Here is a 23,663-nt window from a genome sequence, read left to right as displayed (position 1 = left end):
CCCCTTCCAATGTTATTTTGTTTTCTTCATCTACTTATATCTTTTTATCAAATAAAAGACCAACATAATCCATAACCCTACCAATTAAATCCAAAAAATCTTTTGTAGGAATCTCTTTTATTACTTTTTGCGTGTTTTGGTCTCTAATTTGAACATAATATCTGTCTGTTTCTTCATGTAAATTAAATTTCATTGAAGTATTATTTATCTCAAACAACTTATTCATTGAATCTATCTTTTTTTGTACAGTTTCTGTAGTAGCTAGTTTATTGCTTTGTTGGTCTTCCGTTTTTTCATTTTTAACGTTTTGATCTACGATGTCGAATTTAAGTTGCGGTTTACTATTAAATACTTTCTGATCTTGGGATGAATTTTCTAACAAAGGAATGCTTTTAGAAGTTGGTAGATTAATCTCCATTTCCATTCTTCCCCTTTCGACATTTAACTCTTTAACTAAAAACATATCAGCAAAGGAAAATTACTTTATATCCATTTTAAATATGTTTTACAGAATTAAACTTGTTTTGATTGACCGTAACGTTGTTTTACATCTAATACCATTACCTCTTTCCAAGTATCACGTAATTCTTTTACAAATCCTTCAACTTCATCTAATATTTGTGGGTCGTTCTGAATATTAGCTGCAATTAAGCGATTTAATAAATAATCATACATACGTAGCAAGTTGGTTCCTATTTCATTATCGGTTTTTAAAGTAATCATTAATTCTTTAATGATCGCCTGCGCCTTCATACTATTCAAATTTCGGGCAGTAATGTCATTTTGGCCAATTGCCTTTTTTGCTAGAGTAATATTTTTCAAGCAACCATTATATAACATAAGTGTTAATTCACCTGGGGAAGCTGTTGTAACTGAAGTTTGTTTATAATTAGCATAAGGATTACGAGTTGCCATTTTTATTCCACCTTATTATTCATTTTATTCCACTCCACTATTTATATCGGTTAATGTTTTTGAACATTTAGTTCAAACTAAATTTTAATAGTTGTTAGTATAGAAAAGTTATTTTTTACATATTTAAAGTTATACCAACATTAGTATGTATTTTCTACACAGAACTTATTTACTAAGTTGCTAGTTATAGACGCTAACATATCATTTCCTTTTAATTTTCCTCACAAAAGGAGACCCTAAAAATTAAGGTCTCCTATAAAGCAGAATTACATATTAGATATTAAGAAACGGTAATATTTACAGTTGCTGTATAGCCTTGATAATTTACTGATACCGTTGCAGACCCACTTGAAGCTGTAGTGGGAATACTGATCATACCATAGTTCGTTACAGTCGCTCTATATGATCGATTTACACTATAACCTGATTGCATTGTGACAATTTCTTCCCTTCCATCACTCCAAATGGCTTTTACAGTAAGTTGATGTTTCTCACCTTTTCTTAACGTAAGATATTTACTATCTAGTTTAAGTCCAGTTATACTTGGTGGCTTTGGAATTGTTACAATTACATATTTTATTTGGCCGCCATAACTCACCATTAAATTAGCAGTTCCTGGAGTTGCATTGCTAGGAACAGTAATTTTCCCATTTTGATCAACAGTTGCTCGGTATGTTCTGTATGATTTATAGTCAACTTTTGATGTTACCGTTTCTTGGCGGCCATCACTCCAGTTGGCCTTTACAAATAGTTGATGACTTTCTCCTGGTTTTAATGTAACTGATGTTGAATTTAAAGTTAGACTTGTAACAGTAGGCTCTTCAACTGTAAACGTTACATCATATGTCTTACCACCATAACTCACAGTAACTGTCGCTACTCCTGATGCAGCATCTGATGGAACACTAATTAGCCCCGTTTCATTAACTGATGCACGGTATGCTCGATCTATACTATAACTTGCCTCATTAGTTACGTTGCCTATCACACCACTGTTCCATGTAGCTACTGTAAGTAATTGTTGGGTTTCACCTGGTTTTATAACAAAATCCCCTGGCTCAGCATATAAATCAACTACTTCCGGTGACGGTGGGTCAGTTACTGTTAAGTTTACATATTGGATTTGTCCTCCATATTGAACAGTAGCTGTTACGTTTCCTGGAGTTACACCTTCTGGTATTGTAATAAGTCCTTGTTCACTTACGATTGCTCTATAAGCACGATCAATACTATATGTCGACCTGTATGTTACATCTTCTTGTTCTCCGTTTTCCATTAACGCTGTCACTCTTAATTGTATGGATGAGTTTGGTTCAACAGTACTTTCTTTTGGTGTCACATTAAGTCCAATTACGGGTTGAATAACCGAAACCTCTATTTTACTTTTTAGGACTGTAATAGTTTTATCCTCATATTCTGCAGTAATATATACATTTTGAGATTCCGCATCATTAGATACGGAAACTTTACCCTGACTATCCACTTGAACGATTGAAGGATTTGAGCTGGTATATTTTACTTTACTCGTAACATCCTCTACAACTTCATTTGACCAATGAGCCTGAATAGTTAATTGTTTGTTATCGCCAGACTCAATTTTTAATTGGGCTGGGTTAGACGTTATATGTGTAATGGTAGGATTTGCTGGCGCTGTATATACACTGTTAATCTTTTTTAAAGAGACATTTTCTAAATGATCTGCATTTCGTGTAATAAGCCATACCTCATACTCTGTACCAGCAGTCAAACCAGTGATCAATCTAGCATCTGTAACAGAACTAAAGTCAGATACTCCTTCATTAGCGCCATTCACTCCAGCTCCTGGTCGTTTTACTTCAATCCTATGTTCTGGTAATTTCCCCTGTGGTAAACCATTCCTGATGTCAAAACTCAATTCCTGAGTATCTCGGTGGTTTACATTAATTGATGGTTCCAACGCTCTTGTATGAATACTCTCTATCATTTTAACTGGTGTATTTTTTACTTGTTCTACATTTCGAGTAATAACCCATAATTCATATTCTGTATTTGCAATTAAACCCTCTATTCTGCGTTCAAGTTCTACGCTAAAGTCAGAGGCACTGACAACGGGGCCATTTATTCCTGCACCTTTTTCTTTAATTTCAACTCGATGTTCCGGTAACTCACCAAAAGGGGTGTTGTTAGTTAAGACAATATCCATTAAATCAGTACTAATATAAGTTATTTGTACATCCAGAACATCTAAAGCTTTTGTATATCTAGGAATACTGGTAGAAGGATTACTTTCATTAACAGGATTCGAGGCATCACGAGCTTTATATGTATAAGTATACTGGGTATTAGAAACTAATCCTACATCAACTAAGCTACCTGTTCTCCATCCAGACAATTCTTCCCCGTCACGATTATATAAATATGCACCACCAACATTTAATCCAGCTCCGTTTACATTATCCATTGCATTGGGATTAACCGTAATTTGAGTCGCACTATCAGCAACTACTGAAGGTATATTGGCAGTTGGCTTAGTTCGATCTAATCTTACTACACTATATTCAGTTGTACTTATATTACCAGCCTTATCCGTCGTCCTAGATTGTATACTCGTAGTTCCTTCATTACTAATTGTAAATGGTCCACTATAGGTAATCCAACCTGTTGAAGTTGCTCCGGTTAACTGATATTCTGTTTTAGCTATACCCGAACCTCCTGAATCAGTTCCTCCAGTTATCGTCACTTCACTTGAACTTTGATTTAACCATGCATTATTAGCTGTAATAGTTGGCTTTTGTGGCAAAGTTTTATCTACAACTAATTGGTATGGCAATGACTCGGTAGCCGATGCATCCACAGTATCAGAAACCACTATTTCAATATTTTCATAGATCCCTTCTGCTAATTCACTCCAAGCCCATAATAAAGAGAAATTTGAACTTAGAGGTTCAGTTTGTGGTACATCAGTTAAATTAACAGTTTTTGTAATATTATTTATTGTAGCTTTTACAGTAAGATCTTCTCCCTCTGCATCCCAAACCTTACCTGTAATGATAAAGTTTTGATTCTTTGGATGAATCAAATTATCATTTGGTGAACTTACAATTACTTCTGGTATTGAATTAGTAGCTCCTTGAGCAGTTTCTAAAGTGAAAAATATTTGGACTACTAATAATAAAAACAAACCTAGTGAAAAATACTTTTTCATAATTAAACCTCCTATCTTATTATTTTGATGACTAGTTATATCTAACTATATTAATTTGGAAATTTAAGATAACTATCAAACCATATCAAACCATATTCCAGTCTTTGTTAATTATCTTTTAATACAAACTGCCTAAGGTGGATATAACTAAAGTAATATTTATTATCTTATAAATTTAGTTCAAACTAAAGGATTTTAGGAATCTTATGTTATTAATGTAGTTGCTGTAATAACATAAATAAAAAATAGGTATAACAAAGAGGACTCTAGTAATACTAGAGACCCTCTTTTTATGATTATCCTAATAGTTGAAGTACTGATTGCGGCTTTTGGTTAGCTTGAGCAAGCATTGCTTGAGAAGCTTGAGCAAGGATATTATCCTTAGTCATTTTCATAACTTCACGCGCCATATCAACATCACGAATACGTGATTCTGCAGCTTGTAGATTTTCAGATGCATTGTTTAAGTTACTAATAGTATGTTCTAAACGGTTTTGATTAGCTCCAAGTTTAGAACGTTCTCCAGATACTTTTTCAATTGCATTATTAATAACAGTGATAGCTTTTGATGCATTTTCATGAGTAGAGACATCTAATGCACGCTCGACACCTGCAGCATTTGTTCCGTCAGTTACATCTTTTGATGATGTTAGGTTAACAGTTTCTGGATCACCATCACGATTAGTGAATGTTAGTGTGTTAGATGTGCCACTAATACCTAATGCATCCGCGCGCATATCAGAAATACTTAAGTTTAGTGCTTGATTTTGGTTGGCACCAATTTGGAAGTTAAGAGAATTGTCTTCTCCACTTTCACTATAGTTTTCTTCTACTGTAAATGTATGTGTACCAGCTTGCAATTCACCAGTTTGAGATAAAGTTAAGCCGTCTAGAGAACCTGTAATCGCATTTGATGTTGCACCTTTATAGTCAGTTGCAAGATCTACGTCAGCAACAGCTTCACCATCTTTACGTAGTTCTGCATTTACCGTAAACTTGTCTTCAACAGTAAATGAGAAGGCTGCAGCTGTTGAATCATTACCACTGAACTCGAAACTGATTCCATGATTGTCATACGTAGTTGTGCTTGTTCCATCATAAGCAATCGTGTCCATGACTGTTGAAACCCCGTCATCACCAGTAAATGAAAGAGTTAAGTTTGCACCATCATAGGTACCAGACCATGTACCTGCTAATGCATCTGCTGAAACATTCACTTCCCCACCAACAAATGATGCCGGCGTGTCACCAGCAGCTGTTGTATGTGAAGTAAAGCCTAATTGTTCAGTTCCAATTTCTCCTGCTCCAATGTTAGCTGTTGATAAATTTGCTGTAATCGAATCTCCAGTTACTAAACCATCTTTTTTCAGTGTAAATGATACTCCGTGATTATCAAATACAAAGTTTCCATTTTCGTCTGCTGTGATAGTGTCATCTGATGAGTCTGTAGCTGTACCGCCCCCGATTTGAACTCGTAGATTTGTACCATCAAAATCTAATTGAATAGTACCAGTATCGGCCAAATAGCTACTTGTAGGATCCGTAATTGAAATTTTTCCACCTTCAAAATTCTGACCCGCTGTACTATCAGCATCAACTGTATAACTCATATCAGCAGCAGTCTTCATCGCTGCAGTAGTATCTTCATTTGTTTTAGTCTTTGTAATAACTACTTCATAATTTCCAGCTTCTAATGTTGTTCCGTCAAGAGAAGTAGTAACTCCACCAGCAGTAACCGATGCACCAGTTGCCATATTAGTAGAAGCTAGTTCTTTACTATAAGTATTCTCTCTATCACCATTGATAAGCTTTTGAGTGTTGAATTCAGTTGTGTTACCAATACGATTGATTTCAGAAGTAAGCTGATTCATTTCTTTTTGAATCTCGTTACGGTCAACTTCTACGTTTGTATCGTTCGCTGCTTGTGTTGCAAGCTCACGCATACGTTGTAGAATGTTTTGAGTTTCTTGAAGTGCACCCTCAGCTGTTTGGATCATTGAAATACCGTCTTGAGAGTTGCGGCTAGCTTGATCTAAACCACGTACTTGTGCACGCATTTTTTCCGAGATAGCAAGACCAGCAGCGTCGTCTCCAGCTTTGTTAATTCGAAGGCCTGAAGATAATTTCTCCATTGACTTTTGTGCATTGTTGTTGTTGATTCCCATCTGACGATACGTGTTTAATGCAGGAATATTGTTATTAATAATCATTTCCTTTTCCTCCTTGAAATCTGTTTTTTTCCACATCCATGTGGTTGTTTTTATAAGTTCAAAATAAGAGTAAAGTCGGCCGCCAATATTCTTATTTTGTTTACATGCTTTATATCGACAGATGGTTACAAATTTTAATAGTTTTTTACTATTTTTTTATTTTATTTGTGAAATTTTTTAAAACATCTAAAGACATGTTTGCTGCTTTACTATTTTCTTGTTGAATTGCAAGATAAACCTCTTTGCGATGAATATCCACATGTTTGGGAGCATCTATTCCGATCTTAATTTGCTCCCCATCAATAGCCAGAATTTTAATTTCAATATCATCACCGATTTGAATGGTTTCATTTAATTTACGAGTAAGTACTAACATGCTTTAACCCTCCTGTCCTACGGAGGCTTTTTGGTTAAGTATTAAATGTTTTGTTCTGTAGTTCGTATCATTCAAAATAATTTGTTTACCAAGATTCTTTTTAGAATTAATGACGATTGGACCTTGTAAGTTGGCAGTTGTTTTTTCGAACGGTTCTTGAACGGTTAAGATCACATAAAGGGCAACGTCTTCTTGTTCCTCAATTTGTAGCTGTTCCACAACTTGGTCGGATAGTTTTGCTGAGTAATCATCAAAGAAATTAAATGGACTAACAACCACGAAAGCTAGCCCTGGTGTTTGTATGGATTGCATAATAAGAAAAGGCGTGTCATCTGAAAACGGCAGGATATAAAACTGTTTTTCTTCTACAAAGCTAGGAATTCCTTGATTAAAATGAATAATATTAGCTGCATCAACTTCTACTTCACCGTGATACTTTGTTTGAATCTTCATATAATCACCATTTTCATTAGTTTTTTCTAAGCAAGAAGGTCATATTGGGAACCTTCTACTTTAATGTCTATCATTTGCTTTTGCTTTATATAAATTTCCAAATTCCATGGATGGTGGATAATCGTTGGACTTTTTATATGAGCTTTAATTTCAGGCTTGCTTTCTTCTATCTCTATGTCTATTTCAGAAGGTTTATAATCAAATTTTACTTTTTCGGGTGTTTCCGGAATGAATTTAATAGTTGAATATTTTTGTGGTGGCTGACTTTGTTCTTTAGCAATGTTCGGTATGACAGTCTTAGCTTGCTTTTCGATTTTCATTAATCGTCTGCCTTCGCTTATTTCGCTCGCTATATCCTGTAATACAGTGTTTTTAGCAGTTTGTGTTGATTCTTTTGCTACTCTTAATGGCGGTTTTAGATTTGCATCTGCAAATGCTGCAGATTGATCGATTGTTAGTTTTCCTTTTGATTTTGTAATTTTCATCTCTGGTTGTGGTTGATTAATCTCAATTGTTGCTAAGTGTTGGTTAACCTCTAGGTTAGGTCGTTGCTGTTTTATGCCAAGCTGCGCAAATTGACTTGATATATTCAATCGCGGAAACTCAAGCATATCACCTCTATCATTATCCATATATTTTATTTTAACGGATAAGGAGCGATTATAAAACAATCAATAACCTTGAACTATAAAAGCTGAGATAAAGCATATTTTCATAAGAAACTAAAAAGACCATCTCTTAAAGTAAAGCTACCACATGCCAATACATCCTTCGAATTTGCAAATGGGAACTAACATTATCGAGATAGCCTTATCCATTAACGTAAAAAGTCCATTAATGTTGGTTGAATAATTCGTGCGCCTGCTGCTAGCGAAGCACGATGAATACTTTCCTGGATCGTTAAATCTATAATTGCTTTTTCGAAATCAATATCTTCATTATCTGAAACGGTTTTTTCAGCTACTATTTGCTGCTTTAGTAAACGATTTTCTACCATGTCTGCGCGATTTTGGCGTGATCCTAATTCCGCTCTTGTAGCAACTACATCGTTTAAGAAGGTATCAAACGAATCTAGTGATTTTGTTATGTCTTTCCCCTCTATTACAGGGTTTGTAAGCATCTTTTTAATAGATTCGATACCGCTAAATAAATCAATAGAAAAAGCATCTTGCGCTCGTACATTGATCGGGATGGTAACACCCTTCATGACCTCAATTTCAACATCCTGTGTATTTGTCGATACAGCAAAATTATTAGAAATCACAAGATCTTTACTATTGATACTCTGTCCAAATGTAGCCTCTTCACCATCTTTGTATTTTAACTCGTCAATATATTGATAGTTCACTTCATCATTTGATGTATCAATTGTAATAGAGTTACCTGAGGCGGATTTAAATTCAAATTTAGCACCATTTACATTGTCATATTTAAATGTTTGTCCTTGAAAGCTGACTACGTAATTTTCAGGCTCAATAGTCCCAGCAGCTAGATCGGTGCTAAATTTATTGAATTCAAGATTAAATTGATTTTCATTCATCGGAACCGATGCAGTATCTGTTCCGTTAAAAATATAGTTATCCCCAACCTTTGTGTTGGCCATTGCAACTAAATGCTGCTGAAGCTGTTCTATTTCTTTAGCAATATTGCCACGAGAAACAGGATCATAACTATCATTGGATGCTTGGACAATGAGCTCCCTCATACGATTTAGCACTTGAGTTGTCTCATCTAAAGCAGCATCAGCATTTTCCATCCATGTAAAGCCTTCAGTAAGGTTGCGATGAAATTGATTGACTTCTTCCAACTGGCTGCGATAACGCATTCCTTTCATAGCAACGACAGGATCATCAGATGGTTTCGTTATTTTTTTACCAGTATTAATTTGATCTTGGATTTGACCTAAGCGATCATAGTTTTTACTTATATAGCTAAGATTACTATTTGCTAACATCATTTGTGTAACACGCACTATTTTTCACCTACCTTATCTGCCAGATAACCCCATGCCGTTAATAATTTTATCTAGCATTTCATCAACTATTGTAATCATCCGCGCTGCTCCATTATAGGCATGTTGGAACTTAATCATATTCGTCATTTCCTCATCTAATGAAACATTGCTGATTGACATTCTTCTTTGTTCAACCGATGTTTTTAAGGTTGTTGCCGTTTCTGTCATTCTCGCTGCCTCAGATGCACTATCGCCCAATGTACCAATCATCCCTTGGTAGAAGGAGTGAACATTTGTCAAGTTGCCGCCATAATTTATAAGAGCATCCTTAACCTTTGAAAGCTCTAATGCATTCGAGCCATTTCCAATAAAAGCTTCATTATTTGACACTACGCCTTGAGCGGAAAAAGTATATGTCCAATTTTGCGTACCACTGCCATCATTCGCTGGAGTAACTAACGTTGTGTCTAACTCAACTCCATAAATGGATACCTTTCCGCTTTCACCTACAGGACCTGTTACTGTATCAGCAATTGTGCCATCGCTTTTATAGGATGTTAAACTGTAGTTCCATGAACTTGATGTTTCATCAAAAGTTAAATCTACTTTTATTTCATTGGCATCAGCTGATAGATTTGGAGTGCTCCCTGTTCGGTCGTATACTCCCTTGATACTTGGATTACCAACAGTAGCGCTTTCCACATTTACTCGCTCCATCGCACCTGCAAGAACATTTCCTTCTGAAGCTGCAGCGATATTATCGACATCATTTATGATTTCTTGAGATACTTTTAAAATTGAAGCTGCACCGCTAGGATTATCCGCTGTTAAACCACTTAAATCAAAGAAATCATAATTATTTTTTGTTCCGTTTCTAATCTCATTTAAACTCCATCCAGAACTATGCACAAGATTGAAGTGTTCGGCAAAAGTAAATGCCATTTCATCCAAATCTGCTAGCATTTCATTATAAAGTCCTTTTACACTAGCGCCATCTGTATAGCCATAGCCCTCTATTAACCCTGTTAATCTACCATTTGAAGAGAATGTTGAATACTCATTAAGTTGATAAACTACATTGGTCGTATCACTATCGGCATCCGTATTATTTGCAGGACCTACAAATCCCTCTTCTGTTTCTTTTAATTTAAAAAACTTAACTTCGGCAACAGGACTGTCCAAAACAGTTCGATCACCATATTTAATATGAATACCATTTGCAGTACCTGTTACAGAATCAATAAGTTTAATAGGTAGTCCATTACTATCTGATAAAATATCCCCTTGTGGTGTCGCTAAGTAAACATCATATAACCCTTCTGCATTTGCCGATGACAATCCGCCACTAGATTTTACTTCAGTTTTAATATTTACAAAGCTAGATAATTCATCAACTAATCGATCACGCTCATCATATAAATCATTAGGTAAATAGCCATGCGGTTCAATTGCACCTATCTGCTTGTTTACCTGATTGATTTGTCTTACCAATGAATTTATTCTATTTTGAGAAATATCAATTTCGTTACGATAATCCTTTTGAATGGATTTTAGCGAGTCATGCATGTAATTAAACGTATTGGCTAACGCGATTCCACGCTGACGAACAACTCGTCTAGCACCATTGTTTTGCGGTTGAACAGCTAAGTCCTGCAATGAATTCCAAAATTCATCAATAGAAGTTGCTAGTCCGGTCTCAGAAGGTTCATTCATAATGTCTTCCATTTGTGAAAGCATTTCAGCCTTCGCTTCCCAGTAACCTAACTTACTACTTTCACCTCTAAATTGCATATCAACAAATGAATCACGAATCCGTTGAATATCTCCTGCTTGCACACCCGTGCCCATTTGTCCCGGTATATGCGGGCTATTTCTCGCAGCTGGTGGGTAAGGTTCGGTTTGTTCAAAATTAACACGCTGTCTTGTGTAGCCAGGTGTATTTGCATTCGCGATATTATGCCCGGTTGTATATAGTGCAGCTTGTTGTGTCATCATGCCTCTTCGAGCTGTTTCCAATCCATGAAACGTAGAAACCATTTAATTGTTCACCTCCATTAAGCTTTTGAATTAAAAATAGAACGACCTTCTTCATATTGATGAGCTTTACCTGGCCGCCCGTAATTGTAAGTATCAATATCCGGTCTTAGAATATCTAATGACATATTAACGAACTGCAATGACTGTTGCAGTAGTTGTTGATTTAGCTCGTTTCTTTCAGATAAAAATTTAACTTGAGTTTGTAGGTCTTCCTTAATTTGAGATAACTTTTGTTTTTCAGTTACATTTGCAAACTGCATACAATCTGAAATGGTAGGATTGGCTACTTCACAATCAAAAGTAGACAAATAGTCCTTTGATAATTTCTGCCGCTCATTTTCAAACTTTTGAATAGCTTGAATATGCTTTCTCTCTTCTTTTATAAGTGCATTTAGGGCATCAGTGTCCCCAGCTTTAATTACTTCCGTCTTTTGTTTTGCAATCTTATTGAAACTTTTATGCAAAAGCAGTATTTTATTGAGCGTTTGAATTAATGGTTCTGCAGCCACTGAATAGCCCTCCTTCTTTTTTAATTCCAGAATTCATACATTTTCTTTGCGACTTCTCGTGGATTCACTTGGTATTCCCCTGATTGGATCTTTGCCTTTAATGCTGCCACTTTTTCCTGTCGTTCTGTCTCAATGCGGCTTCCTTTTTGAAGCTCCATAGCTTCAGACGAGATCTCAATTTTATCCTTAGCAGCTGCTTTTTGAGCTTTTTCCATTTTCTCAATTTGTTTCATATAAGGATTGTGTATCGAACCTATATTATTTATTTTCATACGAGTCACCTCTTTCATCGAGACTTTTTGCCATTTTCATAAATGTCGCTCAGAACTTTCTAGTTATATCGGCAACTTTTTACGAAAGTTTACTTTTCACCATTCTTATTTAACTTTGCATCAAGAGAATAGTATGTGTGTGCCTTCTTTTCATCGGCCAATCTTTTTCTTTTATTTTCTTCCTCAAGATCATGCAATCTCAAATCTGATTGAATGCTGTTGGTGCAGTCATCACATATTTTACCTTTTTTAATTAGTGTACCGCATCGCTCACATCGATATCCCAAGTTAGGGAATTGTGTTGTTCGAATTCGTCCTTCTTTTACAAAACGCATAATAACTTCTTCAGGTACTCCAGTATCCTTGGTAATTTGCGCAGTTGTAGCCGTTCGATTTTCACGTTTTCTAATATATTGATAAACTGTATCGAATAATTTGTCTTCTTCTTTTCTACATACATCACAAATACCATGCAAATTTTGAATATATAAACGCCCGCATTTAGAGCAATTAGCTAAGTCTGCCATTCGTAGTACCTCCTAAATCTCCACTAGTATCTATACTTATTATATCGTCAATTAAGATAGAAGGTTTAGGAATATATAAAGGTGATTTTTGCACAAATTAGCTTCGTGCAATTGTTAATGAATATACTGATTGTGGATTTAATGGTTGTAGTGCTTGAGCTGCTTTTCTTATAGTTGTACCAGTCGTATAAACATCGTCAATTAACACGATAGTTTTATTATGGTATTGTGGAATGTCCTGCATGTTTTTGATGGAAAAAAGTGCACTTGAATGTAGGCGTTGTGAACGTGTTTTTTTACTTTGCTTTTCAGAGTGATTACGTGAGAGAATTTCAGTTATCGGGCTACCTAGTAAAGCTGCAATCGAATGGGCCTGATTAAAACCTCTCTCGTATAGTCTTTGATCACTTAATGGAATTGGGATTATAAGTAGTTTAGCTTTTGAGCTGAAAGTTTGCTTGAACTTTTCTTGCAAAAACGACTTAAACACATTGACGAGTTCATGATCACCACGAAATTTAAACCGAGCTATTAATTCTTTGAGGAAATCATTGTAGTAATATATCGAAGTATTTTTAGTTAACAATCCTTTATATTCGGGATCTTGCTCCCAACGCAGACAATCATTACAAGTGTTTCCAATTTTATACCTTTCTTCTAGTTTCGAAAAAGGCCGACTACACAAATTACAATGCTCTTCATTAATTAATTCAAACTTTTCATTACAAATTATACAAACTGAGTTTGGCAAACTAATATGTAAAAATTGCGTCCAGCTAGGTTTTAATGCTATAATCTGATGGCAAATTAAGCAATACAAGTTAATCCCTACCTTCCTAATTTAGTTGATCTCTAATCAATTAACCCTAAACCTTTTCCAAGTTTATTCATGCTTAAAATTTGAGTTTTGGCCTTATTCATCGCATATGTTTTACCAAAGTGAAAGAAGATAACTTCTCCTGAAGGATATTTCGGGCTACGGCCTACCCTTCCTGCAATTTGTACAAGTGCACTTTCTGTAAAAATAGAATCTTCCGTACCTATTACGGCAACATCTGTGTTAGGAACGGTGACACCCCGTTCAAGTATCGTCGTTGTGACAATGATTGGAATTTTCGAATCGCGAAATGCTTGGACTTTTTCTTTTCGCTTGAGATCTTCGGCGTGTACTCCGTCGATAGTTGGTTCTATTTGTTGGAGTATCATTACGATTTCATCTAAAATTTCAATTTTAGGAACAAATAAAAAGGCCTGCTTTTGGTTTTCGAGGTGTTCGAGAATCCAATTTTCAACATTTTTAGGTAGCATGTGCTTAGTCTTCAAAAGTTTTTGCCAATTGCCACACCATCTAAAAGTCGGAACTGGTAATGGATGTCGATGATATCGGGCCGGAATCGTTGCTGTTTGGAGTATTCCTTTTTTACTTTGTTTCTGAAATTGTTTATTTGGGGTTGCAGTTAAGTAGATGGTAGAGGACTGTGGTTTTTTCGAATTATGTACTGCATATTGCAGCATTTCATCTGCCGAATATGGAAAAGCATCAACTTCATCAATGATGACTACATCAAAGTTTTTATGGTAACGGAGCAACTGATGAGTTGTAGCAATTGTTAGCTGTGCCGTTTTCCCCCGATCCTCACTGCCACCATATAACGAAATAAGTTCAGTGTTTGGAAATGCTTGTCGTATCCGTGGTGTTAACTCTAGTACAACATCGGTTCTTGGTGTCGTAATGCACACTCGTTTACCATTCGTTAAAGCAGTCAATATACCTTGAAACAACACTTCGGTTTTTCCAGATCCACAAACAGCCCAAACAAGAAGGTTTTCATTTTGAGAGATTGCATGTACAACTTCATCTGACGCGGTTTGCTGACCAGGTGAAAGCTGCCCTTTCCAATCAAGGGTAGCCCGTTTCAAAGTTGGTATAGAGGTAGAATATGGGCCTGTCCATGTTAGCAAAGGTGTACATTCACTGACCCTTCCCATTGTGATGCACTTGCGACAATACGTACAGTTGAGTTCATGACAGCGCGCACAATGAAAGCTTGCAAATAAATATTGATCCTCGTTTCCACAGCGATTGCATGTGTAGATAATACCTTTTTTAGTAACACCATGATGGTATTGAAGGTAACCTTGTTGGTAATGGCAATGAATCATGTCAATTGGAAAAGGAATCTCATCAAGCAGGAGTTTCTTACCTTGAAGATGTTGTTGAAGTTCTTGGGAGTAGGTAAATTGTGAATTTAACATTTGTTGTGGGAGATTATCAATTTTGCTGATTGATTGAAATGTAAACCGCGGATTACCTTTTGTGTCTGAAATTTCGGGAACTAAGAGCGACATATTTTCTTGATTTTGCAGAGCAAATCGCAAGTTTTTCAACACCTTTCATACCTGATAAAAATAAGAACACGCATTCTGCTTTTATCTTGTTTTTATTAAAAGACATGTTATAATAAGCTTATAGGAGGTGGGAAGAATGGACACTGAAATGAAAGAAATACTTTCCGCAGTCTTAAACAAACTCGATACAATGGATGCAAAAATTGATGGAGTTGAAAATGAGACCACAACAATAAGAAAAGACATAAATGAATTTAAAAGTGAGATGTACGAGTTTAAGAGAGAAATGAATGAGTTTAGAGCAGAAACAAACGAACGTTTTGACCATGTTGACCGGCAACTCCGATACTTTGATTCTGATTTAGTCCTATTCTAAGGAACTCGTTAAAAATAACCGAGAAATACATCGAGTATTAAACAAAGATTAAAAACAAGCACCAACAGAAAGATTGTCAGTGCTTATTTTTTATACCACCCTAATCCTAATGCACCTTCACCTAAATGTGTTCCGGTAACTGCCCCGAAGTAGCTAATATCTATTTCAACATTTGGGTATTCTGATTGAATTTGGGCTTTTAACTCCTTTACTATTTCTAATCGATTAGCATGAATAAGCGACGCTTTAATAGGCACGCCTGTTTTTGCATCTTCGACAAATAGCTCTAATAACCGTTTAATTGCTTTTTTATGTGTTCGAATTTTTTCAAAAGGAACAATCTTTTTATCTTCAAAATGTAAAATCGGCTTCACCTGAAGCAAGCTTCCAATTAAAGCTTGTGCACCATTTAATCGGCCACCGCGCTGTAAATGGGCTAAGTCATCTACTAAAAAGTAAGCACGCATCGATTGTTTCATTTCATTAAGGCGCTCTAAAATTTCTTCGGTTCCTTTTCCTTGAACGGCCATTTCTGCAGCTTCTAAAACGTAAAATCCTAGTGGCATTGCACTAACTTCGGAATCAAACGGAAACACGGTAATATTCTTGACCATATCACCAGCTGAAATCGCTGCTTGGTATGTGCCACTTATTCCACTTGATAAGTGGATGGAAATCACTGCATCATAACCATCTGCTACCAATTGTTCAAATGTCTTAACAAATAAACCAATTGCAGGCTGTGATGTTTTAGGTAATTCTGAAACTGTTTTTACTTTTTCATAAAAATCATCTGCCGTTAGTTCGGTTTCTTCTTGATAGGACTCTAAACCAAATATCACATTAAGCGGACACATTTTAATATTATATTGCTCACGGATGTTCTCAGGTATGTAGGCTGTGCTATCCGTTACAATCGCTGTTTTCATCTATAATTATACCACCCTTTAGCTTTATACTTATGCTATTAATTCGCTATCAAAGTTCATTCTCCTTTAACCTTTTATATTCTACACGAACTAATTCATGTTTTCATCTTCTACACTTCTACATAGCTTTTTAAAAGGATATTGAGCTACCTTCGACATGCAACCAAAACAAAAAAACTACCAGTCCTTCCTGACTAGTAGTAGCTTATGTGTATATGTTTATTAATAAACCTTTAATTTCGCCTACCATGCTCAAAATGTCTAAACCTTTTTTCTCTTTATCTAATACAGCGTTAGTCAGATCAATCAACTTTTTGTCTACTTCTTTTACTATTTTATATATCTTGGTTCGTCCACGGCGGTTAAAACCACGGTGCTCTTCAATCTGTAAACCGTTTTGAACAGCTTCATCCATAAACTCTTTTACCATTTTTTTGTATTTACGAAGATCATCAACAGTTCTTGATTCAGCTAGCACTTTTCCTTGATCTTCAATTTCTTCAACCAACTTTGATAATTTTTCATAAACCATTTGTTGACGATTCTTTCCCATTACTTCTTGAAAAGAAATACTTTCAGTAGGGCCAGTTTTTTTAGATTTTATATTATTTAAACCGGTTTTCCCTATTTTTTGAACATCCATTAAACTTCCCGCTTTCTTTGTTAATGAATTTTATTATACCATAAATCGAGATCCCTATTCTTATATTAAAAAGAGGCCAATCTAAATGCTGCTAGACTGACCCCTGCTGTTGAAATTAACCTTGTAATAATTGAAGAACGCCTTGCGGTAATTGGTTTGCTTGGGCAAGCATTGCCTGAGCAGATTGATTAAGAATATTATTCTTCGTGAACTCCGTCATTTCTAACGCCATATCGGCATCCCGAATGCGTGATTCGGAGGCTGTTAAGTTTTCATTAGTTGTTTGCAAGTTGTTAATTGTATGCTCTAAACGGTTTTGAGTTGCTCCAAGCTTAGATCGTACAGATGATATCTGGTTAATAGCTTTATCTAGTAAGAAAATTGCATCACTAGCAGAATCGTGCGATAGAACATCAATTTCATCTATACCCAATTTTACAGTACTTAATTGTGGAATATCGATATTAACACTTTGATTTGTATTTGCACCAATTTGGAAAGCTAATGCTTTATTAGTTATAGTAAAATCTGAATCACCGGCAGCCATACCTGTTCCAAAAAGAAGTTCTAATCCTCCATGATTGATTAAACCTTTTTCAGTAGTTATAGTCTTTTTAAATGTAATATCTTGATATGTTCCGGTAGCATCTTTCTTTTGAACAGAGAAATCCGCTTCATACTCTAGTGTTATTTTAGCAGTACCAGCTTGAGTTATTTTTGTATTGTCAATTTTAATTTCAGAAGTACCCGTTCCAATTGTGATTGTACTAGGAGTAGCCCCTGTACCAATTTCACTCGCCATTTTACCTAATGAGAATCCATCCGGATCAAAAACTTCGATAGTAGCACTAGGTGTAGTTGAACTTGTATCTACGTTTGTTACAACAATAGAGTACTCACCTAATTTAAGGTTTTCTGCCTGTAGCTCAGTTAAACTACTAGCAATAACAGTCGCATCATTTATACCTGCTCCAGGCTGTGTAATATTCATTTTAGTTGCAATAGAACTATTATCGATTTTAACACGATAATCCCCAGTTTCCAATGAAGGATCAATTACAGTTGGTACATTATTTAATTTAGTATTATTAGCGGTAAATTGAGTATCCACCGCACTAGATCCATCTAATAATTTACGAGTGTTAAACTCTGTTTTAGAAGCAATGCTATCAATCTCTAGTTTTAACTGGTCAATTTCCCTTTGGATGGCTTCACGGTCGTTTGTTGTATTTGTATCATTTGCAGCTTGAACTGCTAATTCACGCATACGTTGCAGCATAGAGTGAACTTCTGTCATTGCCCCTTCTGCCGTTTGCATTAACGAAATACCGTCCATTGAATTTCTTTCAGCTTGCTTTAAGCCACGAATTTGTGAACGCATTTTTTCAGAAATTGCTAGACCTGCTGCATCATCAGCTGCACGGTTGATACGTAAACCTGATGATAATCTTTCTAGATTTTTAGAAGTAGCCGACTGATTTGAATAAAGGTTACGATATGCATTTAATGCTTGGATATTATGATTAATTCTCATAGTTATTTTCTCTCCTCAATCTTCCATTTATATTACTTACCTTCAGTTAAGACGCTTTTTTCATAAGCCATCGCTTGTCTTCTTGGAGCAACTGGTACGGTTTTTTTCTTCATGGCCTGGTTCCATGCTTGGGCAATTGGTTCTACACCTTTAATTACCTCTTTAATTAGCTGTATATCTTTTTTATAATTTGCCTCGACTACTTTATCTGCCATAAAGTTATACAACGCATCTAGTTGATCTGCAATAATTCCCGCTTCATAATTGATACCTCCACCTAATCGGTGTAGGATGTCATTGGCTTTTTGCAGTTTTTTGTTCGCATCGATGAATTCTTTATTATTTATATGTTGAATTGACTCTTCAAGATTGGTTAACAATGCTTCATATAATAATGCAGTAATTTCTTGAGGTGATTTTTTATATAAAGCTTCCTCTGTAAATAAACCGGTCACGTAACGTGCACCTCCAGTTTTTATTATCTGTTCTTTTTATCGACATGAACCTACAATATTTTAATAGTTTTGATTAATAGTTTTTTTCCATTTCCTCAATTAATAGTAAAATTTCAGCCATAACTGAATAAAGCTGCGGGGGGATATTGTCCCCCAAGTCCATATCTAGCAGATTTTCAACTAGGTTTGAGTCTTCTTGCATATGCACATTGTTCTTTTTTGCTAGTTCAATGATTTGTCGAGCAACTTGTCCTTTTCCATGGGCAACAACAACCGGTGCCTTCCCAGAGTCTTCATCATATTTAATAACAGCAGCGGATGGACCATTGAGCTCTTTACGTTTCTTTTGATTGTAATATTTTGAAACTCTCATATTTTATAATCCATTCCCTTCTCGGTATACACAGGTCTTAAAGGTTTGGTCACTTGATTTTCTTGATTCGACGATTCGCTAGTTTGCTGATTACTTATAGGCGTCATTCTTGTAAAACTAATACTATTAACGTTATAGCCAATCTCATCCAGCTTTGCTTTTGTAATTGCAGCAATCGGCTCCATTTTTTCTTTGAACCCTGGCTTATCATTTTTTATTGTAATTGCCAAATTTCGATCAGTTGAGGTAAGCATAATGCCTACATCACCCAACTTTTTCGTTTCAAGTAAAAAGTATAGGCTGCAATTCTCCCAATCTACTTGTTCACCTTCATTTTGCGAGTTTACAAATACTTGAAGGTTTTCAGGATTTTCACCTAAAAGCAAAGGCAAACTGAAAAACATACTTTGTAGGTTACCACTATCTGATTTACTTAATAGCTGTTGGCCAGTAAGATTGTTTAGCGCTTGTTCAGCGTGTTGGGCTACTTTTGGAGAATTTTCAGCACTATCCATTTGCGCTAATTTCGTTAATGCTGCTTTTAAATTTTGCTGTTGTTGACTTTGATCACTAGTATCTGGTCCTGTTCCATCACTTTTTTGAAATACAAGAGATTTTGCTAAGTCACTATCATGGTTTAAACCAAGTGAACGTAGTGTTTCAAACATCTGACGTGGTGATCCGTCTTGATTTAATTGCGTCCGAGCAGTTTCATTTATTTGAGTTAAAAGTTGCTGACTAGGCGGACGATTTTCCAATGCTGCACTTTCTTTTGAAACAAAGTGCATAACCCTCTGATCAGATGGTTTAAAATTAATTTTATCGATCAATGCTTTTACATCCTGAACAATTTTAGCAGCGTCTGCATGTTTCGCTTTAGCTAATAGTTTTTTGGCATCAGCTAAATGAGTGCTTGCTTGCATTAATTGTTTTTCAGTTTTCATATCGGTAAATAGCATCATTTCACTTTTTAGAATTGCATTATCAAGTTTACTGATTGCTGTCTCTAGCATTTTTTTAGCTTGTGGATTTGCAATGTTCTTAAACGTTTCTACTAAACGTTGTACATTATCGAGATTTTTTGAAATATCCCTTTTTAATTCACGAAAATCATGAGTAGCTTGAGCTAACTTTTGAGTAATTTTTGTAACTACTATATCTTTAGAATTTAGGTTCATAGATTGCATTTGTTCATTTAAATCATATTGAGCTGATTCTTGCTTTTGGTTGTTATCAACAAACTGCGTTTCTGATTTTGCAAACTCTTGTTGGAGCTCAGTTAGTGAATTAATAATAAGCTGTCGAGCAGCCAATTCCCTACCTTTGTCCTGCAACTGGGATGCTTGATTAAACGTTTGATTAATTTTTTCTACTGTTTTTAAATCAAGATTAGGGTTACTTGAGACTTCTTTTCTTACCTGTTCAAGCGCTTTTTCCAGTACAGGTTCCTTTTGTATATGTTTTAAAGCTTGCGAAAGCGTTTCGCTTGGACGCACTGCAGATTCCTGTCGTGGTTTCGAATTATTAGCTTGCAATCCATCTATACTATCGTCTGTATTTTGAGTAATTGAATTTGTCAATTTTGTTTCAGCTTGTTTTAGCGATTTCACTATTTGATCTAATAGGTTTATTATTCGATCACGACCTGCTTGATTCAATTGATCAGCTTGCTTAGCTAATCTTTCAACATTACGAGCAACTTCTGGGTCGATATTTTTATTATTAGCAATCAAATTTTGAACTTTTTCCACTGCTCTTTGCAGATTCGGCTCTCGTTGAACTTCCTCTTTTACGTGTTTAACAGTTTCGCTTGATGGCTGGGTCTGCTGAGGACGTTGTTCTACTTGCTTGAGTTCACTTTCAGCTTGAGTTAATGCTTGAGCTAATCGCTCTCGACCTACACTTTCTCTACCTATTTGTTGCAGTTGACGAACTTCATTCAAGGCTTTTTCTACCTTTTGCGCTACTTCTCGGTCAATCTTCGGATTATTTACCACTGACTCCCGCACTTTTTCCACTGCTTTTTGCAGATTCGGCTCTCGTTGAACTTCCTCTTTTACTTGTTTAACCGTTTCGCTTGCTGGTTGGGCCTGCTGCGGACGCGATTCTACCTGCTTGAGTTCACTTGATGCCTGGTCACGACGAACTACTTGAAGTTGTTGAGTTTTTTGCGATTCGATAACCTGAAGATCTTGTTCAATTGAGTTTAGATCATTCACCAGTGTTTCTTTTCCTGCTGTAAGTCGCCCTTGACCCAACAATTTACTAGTTTCAGCGATTGATCGCTCTACTTTATCTAGCACGTCCTTTGAAAGACTTGATTCGTTTACTATTCTTGCTTTCACAGTTTCAATAGATTGCTTCAAGTTGGGATTATTAGCAACACTATTCCTAACCTGTGCTACAACTTCGCTAGGTTTAGCTGCTCTAATTTGGGTTGACTCAACTCTATTAGGTTGATTATTTCGAGTCTGAGATAGCTGTTGCTCTTTTTTAACTAGCTGCTCTTCCGCACTCTTCAATGCTTGTACAAGACGCTCTTTTCCGATCGTTTGTAATTTTTCCGCTTCAGAAAGAGCTTTTTCTATTTTTTGTGCCATTTCTCGATCAAGCTTTGGATTTTTTACAACTTCTTCGCGTATTTTTTCAACTGCTTTCTTTAAATCTGGTTCTTGTTGCACTAATTCTCGACTTTTTCGAATTGCGTCTCTTAGTTCTAAAGTATTTGAATCATTTGATTGGCTTTGTGTATTTTCAGTTCGAACTGCCTGAGTTACATTACTTTGACTTGCTTGAGATACAATATTCCCCGTCTTACTATCCGGTTGCAGCGTTACTTTTTCCTTTTTAGCAAACTCAAATTCAGGGTCAATTTCTTTTGCTAAATCTGAGAGCACTTGGTTCAATGGCTTGCCATGCAAAGCCTCGTGAATCGGACGCAGATGGTTCTCAGTGACTTCCAACCTCTTGTTCGCCAATGCCTTCACTGTATCCAACTTGGCTTCAGTTGTCCCTGGCGCTTTTTCAAAAAAGTCCTTGAGTACTTGTACAGATTCTTTTGTAACAGGAACACCTTTATCTAATAACATTTGCACGGTACTTTTTAACTCAGGAGAATCATTTTGGCTAATACCAACGCTTTGTAAAATTTTCGACTCAGACGAAGATTGTGGCGAACTTGTTATACCCGTGTCAACTGCAATCGTTTTAACAACCGCTCCTTGGTCTTTTTGTCCTGTTACTTGTACGGTGACCCGGTTTTCGGAAGGAACTTTATCTTCAAAGGTAGCTGTTATTTCTTTTCCGCGGATTTGTAATACCGCTTCTGAATCTGAAATTCTTTCTTTAATTTGCGCTTTATATAATTCCCCACGTTTCAATTCAAGGGGCTTTTCCGGCATTTTCGGTTGAGCTGTCGAAAGCTGATTGTAAATTTGCATATGGTTCCACTCCCGTACCTATCGCTTAGTACCTTTTATATCGGTTGAAATTTGTCGATGTTTACGGGAGATTTTTTTCCAAATGTACCAATTGATTTTTTAATCTTCTGTCGGAAGGTGATAAACCCGGCCTTTATTAACGCCAGTGGTTTGGAGATTTAATGTAGTAAGAATTTGATTCGCAACCTTAGCTGAAGATAAATGTAGAAAAGTTCTTAACTGCTTATTCGTAATAGAAGTTTGAAATAGTAAGGCATAATCCTGTAGTGCCAAAAGATGGGCATCTTTTGAGATATTTGAGCAGTTTGGGCATTTCCAAGTAGAATAAATCCTTTTCATGGGAATAAACGAACATCGAGGGCAACATACACCTGTCAATACGTTGGCTGGGTTAATATTGAATTTCTCAAGAACATTTTGGTCAGCAGGCGTATGTCGTTTAATTAATAAATTTGATAATCTTCGAATTTCTTTAGCAGTCATGACATTTTCATTATATAGTTTTTCAAAAGAAGTCATTTTCTTAAGTAGGCTAGCACCGCGGATAACTTTATTTCTATAATGGCGATCCCCGCTTTTAAACTTTATGATGGAGCTAGAGTTAGCCACAACAACCAGCGTTTCAATTGGTGGAACCTGACATTTGTTGCTCTTTAACCATGCTTCAAATTGAAACTTCTGATGATTAACCTGATTTACAGGATCAGGCAGCGCTTTTTCTATATTATTTTGCGTCCATATAAGTTGATCACAATCAGGATCGAACTCTAAAATCCCTGAAATATATTTCACTTCGGTAATCAGAAAATATGCCGGAGAAAGGAAAAATATATCCATTTGAAAGTGGTAATTATTACATGGGAATCTTAAGTGATGATAGATGAAGTATTTTTCCTGAGGTAAAAAAATTAAAATAATATTGCAATGATTGCTCACCTTTATATCCAGCCAAATGCCTACCATGTTCTTCTTGAATTTCACGCCTCATTGGATGATTTGACGGGATTCTTCTTGTAAGTGCCTCTAGTTTCCTCACATATAGTGGCACTTTAAATTCTTTTTTTATCAAAAAGCTCAACTCCTTTCAATTATGATTTATACTTTCGTACCGCATCGAGCAAAATCCT

At 35.9% G+C, this 23,663-nt stretch carries 22 protein-coding genes; 1 reads left to right on the top strand and 21 read right to left on the bottom strand.

Annotation, left to right across the window (positions count from 1 at the left end; genetic code table 11):
* Nucleotides 1–34: 34 nt before the first annotated feature.
* The 14 genes from C1724_RS00855 to C1724_RS00790 all read right to left on the bottom strand — a co-directional run bounded on the left by C1724_RS00855 (nt 35) and on the right by C1724_RS00790 (nt 14,786).
* On the bottom strand, nt 35–418 hold the full coding sequence (locus C1724_RS00855; protein WP_180994081.1) for a flagellar protein FlaG: 384 nt from the start codon (nt 416–418) through the stop codon (nt 35–37).
* A 95-nt stretch (nt 419–513) separates the two neighbouring features.
* Nucleotides 514–915 (bottom strand): flagellar export chaperone FliS, encoded by a 402-nt coding sequence (fliS, locus tag C1724_RS00850; RefSeq protein WP_102344871.1) that lies wholly within the window; start codon nt 913–915, stop codon nt 514–516.
* Nucleotides 916–1,195: 280 nt separating this feature from the next.
* The gene (locus C1724_RS00845) at nt 1,196–4,099 is read right to left on the bottom strand and encodes an OmpL47-type beta-barrel domain-containing protein (RefSeq protein WP_102344870.1); all 2,904 of its coding nucleotides are present in this window, start codon (nt 4,097–4,099) and stop codon (nt 1,196–1,198) included.
* Between the two features lie 296 nt (nt 4,100–4,395).
* The gene (locus tag C1724_RS26245; RefSeq protein WP_102344869.1) at nt 4,396–6,309 is read right to left on the bottom strand and encodes a flagellin N-terminal helical domain-containing protein; all 1,914 of its coding nucleotides are present in this window, start codon (nt 6,307–6,309) and stop codon (nt 4,396–4,398) included.
* A gap of 148 nt (nt 6,310–6,457) precedes the next feature.
* On the bottom strand, nt 6,458–6,685 hold the full coding sequence (csrA, locus tag C1724_RS00835) for a carbon storage regulator CsrA (RefSeq protein WP_102344868.1): 228 nt from the start codon (nt 6,683–6,685) through the stop codon (nt 6,458–6,460).
* Between the two features lie 3 nt (nt 6,686–6,688).
* A complete protein-coding gene (gene fliW / locus C1724_RS00830) occupies nt 6,689–7,138 on the bottom strand; it encodes a flagellar assembly protein FliW (RefSeq protein ID WP_102344867.1) in 450 nt (149 codons plus the stop codon).
* A 26-nt stretch (nt 7,139–7,164) separates the two neighbouring features.
* On the bottom strand, nt 7,165–7,731 hold the full coding sequence (locus C1724_RS00825) for a DUF6470 family protein (protein ID WP_142386512.1): 567 nt from the start codon (nt 7,729–7,731) through the stop codon (nt 7,165–7,167).
* Between the two features lie 224 nt (nt 7,732–7,955).
* On the bottom strand, nt 7,956–9,110 hold the full coding sequence (flgL, locus tag C1724_RS00820; protein WP_102344865.1) for a flagellar hook-associated protein FlgL: 1,155 nt from the start codon (nt 9,108–9,110) through the stop codon (nt 7,956–7,958).
* 15 nt (nt 9,111–9,125) lie between these two features.
* A complete protein-coding gene (gene flgK, locus C1724_RS00815) occupies nt 9,126–11,129 on the bottom strand; it encodes a flagellar hook-associated protein FlgK (RefSeq protein WP_102344864.1) in 2,004 nt (667 codons plus the stop codon).
* 17 nt (nt 11,130–11,146) lie between these two features.
* Nucleotides 11,147–11,638, bottom strand: a complete 492-nt coding sequence (locus C1724_RS00810) for a flagellar protein FlgN (RefSeq protein WP_102344863.1) — start codon at nt 11,636–11,638, stop codon at nt 11,147–11,149.
* A 20-nt stretch (nt 11,639–11,658) separates the two neighbouring features.
* Nucleotides 11,659–11,910, bottom strand: a complete 252-nt coding sequence (gene flgM / locus C1724_RS00805) for a flagellar biosynthesis anti-sigma factor FlgM (protein ID WP_102344862.1) — start codon at nt 11,908–11,910, stop codon at nt 11,659–11,661.
* A gap of 89 nt (nt 11,911–11,999) precedes the next feature.
* Complete coding sequence (locus tag C1724_RS00800; protein ID WP_102344861.1) at nt 12,000–12,437, bottom strand: TIGR03826 family flagellar region protein; 438 nt, start codon at nt 12,435–12,437, stop codon at nt 12,000–12,002.
* Nucleotides 12,438–12,534: 97 nt separating this feature from the next.
* Nucleotides 12,535–13,257, bottom strand: a complete 723-nt coding sequence (locus C1724_RS00795; RefSeq protein ID WP_102344860.1) for a ComF family protein — start codon at nt 13,255–13,257, stop codon at nt 12,535–12,537.
* A gap of 32 nt (nt 13,258–13,289) precedes the next feature.
* Complete coding sequence (locus C1724_RS00790) at nt 13,290–14,786, bottom strand: DEAD/DEAH box helicase (RefSeq protein WP_102346679.1); 1,497 nt, start codon at nt 14,784–14,786, stop codon at nt 13,290–13,292.
* Between the two features lie 136 nt (nt 14,787–14,922).
* Between C1724_RS00790 and C1724_RS00785 the strand changes: the two genes are divergently transcribed.
* A complete protein-coding gene (locus C1724_RS00785) occupies nt 14,923–15,162 on the top strand; it encodes a hypothetical protein (protein ID WP_102344859.1) in 240 nt (79 codons plus the stop codon).
* An 83-nt stretch (nt 15,163–15,245) separates the two neighbouring features.
* Here C1724_RS00785 and C1724_RS00780 read toward each other — a convergent pair whose 3' ends face one another.
* The 7 genes from C1724_RS00780 to C1724_RS00750 form a co-directional block, all read right to left on the bottom strand.
* The gene (locus C1724_RS00780) at nt 15,246–16,091 is read right to left on the bottom strand and encodes a DegV family protein (protein WP_102344858.1); all 846 of its coding nucleotides are present in this window, start codon (nt 16,089–16,091) and stop codon (nt 15,246–15,248) included.
* Between the two features lie 205 nt (nt 16,092–16,296).
* Nucleotides 16,297–16,734 (bottom strand): YaaR family protein, encoded by a 438-nt coding sequence (locus C1724_RS00775; RefSeq protein WP_102344857.1) that lies wholly within the window; start codon nt 16,732–16,734, stop codon nt 16,297–16,299.
* A 115-nt stretch (nt 16,735–16,849) separates the two neighbouring features.
* A complete protein-coding gene (locus tag C1724_RS00770; protein ID WP_102344856.1) occupies nt 16,850–18,268 on the bottom strand; it encodes a flagellin N-terminal helical domain-containing protein in 1,419 nt (472 codons plus the stop codon).
* Between the two features lie 32 nt (nt 18,269–18,300).
* Nucleotides 18,301–18,723, bottom strand: coding sequence for a flagellar export chaperone FliS (gene fliS, locus C1724_RS00765; RefSeq protein ID WP_102344855.1), 423 nt, complete (start codon nt 18,721–18,723; stop codon nt 18,301–18,303).
* 73 nt (nt 18,724–18,796) lie between these two features.
* The gene (locus tag C1724_RS00760; protein WP_102344854.1) at nt 18,797–19,096 is read right to left on the bottom strand and encodes an EscU/YscU/HrcU family type III secretion system export apparatus switch protein; all 300 of its coding nucleotides are present in this window, start codon (nt 19,094–19,096) and stop codon (nt 18,797–18,799) included.
* Nucleotides 19,093–22,536, bottom strand: a complete 3,444-nt coding sequence (locus C1724_RS00755; protein WP_102344853.1) for a hypothetical protein — start codon at nt 22,534–22,536, stop codon at nt 19,093–19,095. Before C1724_RS00755 ends, C1724_RS00760 begins: the two co-directional genes overlap by 4 nt.
* A 99-nt stretch (nt 22,537–22,635) precedes the next feature.
* Complete coding sequence (locus C1724_RS00750; protein WP_180994080.1) at nt 22,636–23,499, bottom strand: nuclease-related domain-containing protein; 864 nt, start codon at nt 23,497–23,499, stop codon at nt 22,636–22,638.
* Nucleotides 23,500–23,663 lie beyond the last annotated feature (164 nt).

The organism is Bacillus sp. Marseille-P3661 (assembly GCF_900240995.1).
Taxonomy (GTDB): domain Bacteria; phylum Bacillota; class Bacilli; order Bacillales; family Bacillaceae_J; genus OESV01.
The sequence above is the reverse complement of the archived record's forward strand: the minus strand, read 5'-3'. Positions and strand labels throughout refer to the sequence as shown.

Excerpts from the sequence above, each read along its gene's own strand:
- C1724_RS00775 (WP_102344857.1), bottom strand. The coding sequence starts at position 16,734 with ATGGATGTTCAAAAAATAGGGAAAACCGGTTTAAATAATATAAAATCT.
- C1724_RS00785 (WP_102344859.1), top strand. The coding sequence starts at position 14,923 with ATGGACACTGAAATGAAAGAAATACTTTCCGCAGTCTTAAACAAACTC.
- csrA (WP_102344868.1), bottom strand. The coding sequence starts at position 6,685 with ATGTTAGTACTTACTCGTAAATTAAATGAAACCATTCAAATCGGTGAT.
- flgK (WP_102344864.1), bottom strand. The coding sequence starts at position 11,129 with ATGGTTTCTACGTTTCATGGATTGGAAACAGCTCGAAGAGGCATGATG.
- fliS (WP_102344871.1), bottom strand. The coding sequence starts at position 915 with ATGGCAACTCGTAATCCTTATGCTAATTATAAACAAACTTCAGTTACA.
- fliW (WP_102344867.1), bottom strand. The coding sequence starts at position 7,138 with ATGAAGATTCAAACAAAGTATCACGGTGAAGTAGAAGTTGATGCAGCT.
- C1724_RS00790 (WP_102346679.1), bottom strand. The coding sequence starts at position 14,786 with ATGTCGCTCTTAGTTCCCGAAATTTCAGACACAAAAGGTAATCCGCGG.
- C1724_RS00760 (WP_102344854.1), bottom strand. The coding sequence starts at position 19,096 with ATGAGAGTTTCAAAATATTACAATCAAAAGAAACGTAAAGAGCTCAAT.
- C1724_RS00750 (WP_180994080.1), bottom strand. The coding sequence starts at position 23,499 with ATGGTAGGCATTTGGCTGGATATAAAGGTGAGCAATCATTGCAATATT.
- C1724_RS00770 (WP_102344856.1), bottom strand. The coding sequence starts at position 18,268 with ATGAGAATTAATCATAATATCCAAGCATTAAATGCATATCGTAACCTT.
- C1724_RS26245 (WP_102344869.1), bottom strand. The coding sequence starts at position 6,309 with ATGATTATTAATAACAATATTCCTGCATTAAACACGTATCGTCAGATG.
- flgM (WP_102344862.1), bottom strand. The coding sequence starts at position 11,910 with ATGAAAATAAATAATATAGGTTCGATACACAATCCTTATATGAAACAA.
- C1724_RS00845 (WP_102344870.1), bottom strand. The coding sequence starts at position 4,099 with ATGAAAAAGTATTTTTCACTAGGTTTGTTTTTATTATTAGTAGTCCAA.
- C1724_RS00780 (WP_102344858.1), bottom strand. The coding sequence starts at position 16,091 with ATGAAAACAGCGATTGTAACGGATAGCACAGCCTACATACCTGAGAAC.
- C1724_RS00755 (WP_102344853.1), bottom strand. The coding sequence starts at position 22,536 with ATGCAAATTTACAATCAGCTTTCGACAGCTCAACCGAAAATGCCGGAA.
- C1724_RS00800 (WP_102344861.1), bottom strand. The coding sequence starts at position 12,437 with ATGGCAGACTTAGCTAATTGCTCTAAATGCGGGCGTTTATATATTCAA.
- C1724_RS00855 (WP_180994081.1), bottom strand. The coding sequence starts at position 418 with ATGGAGATTAATCTACCAACTTCTAAAAGCATTCCTTTGTTAGAAAAT.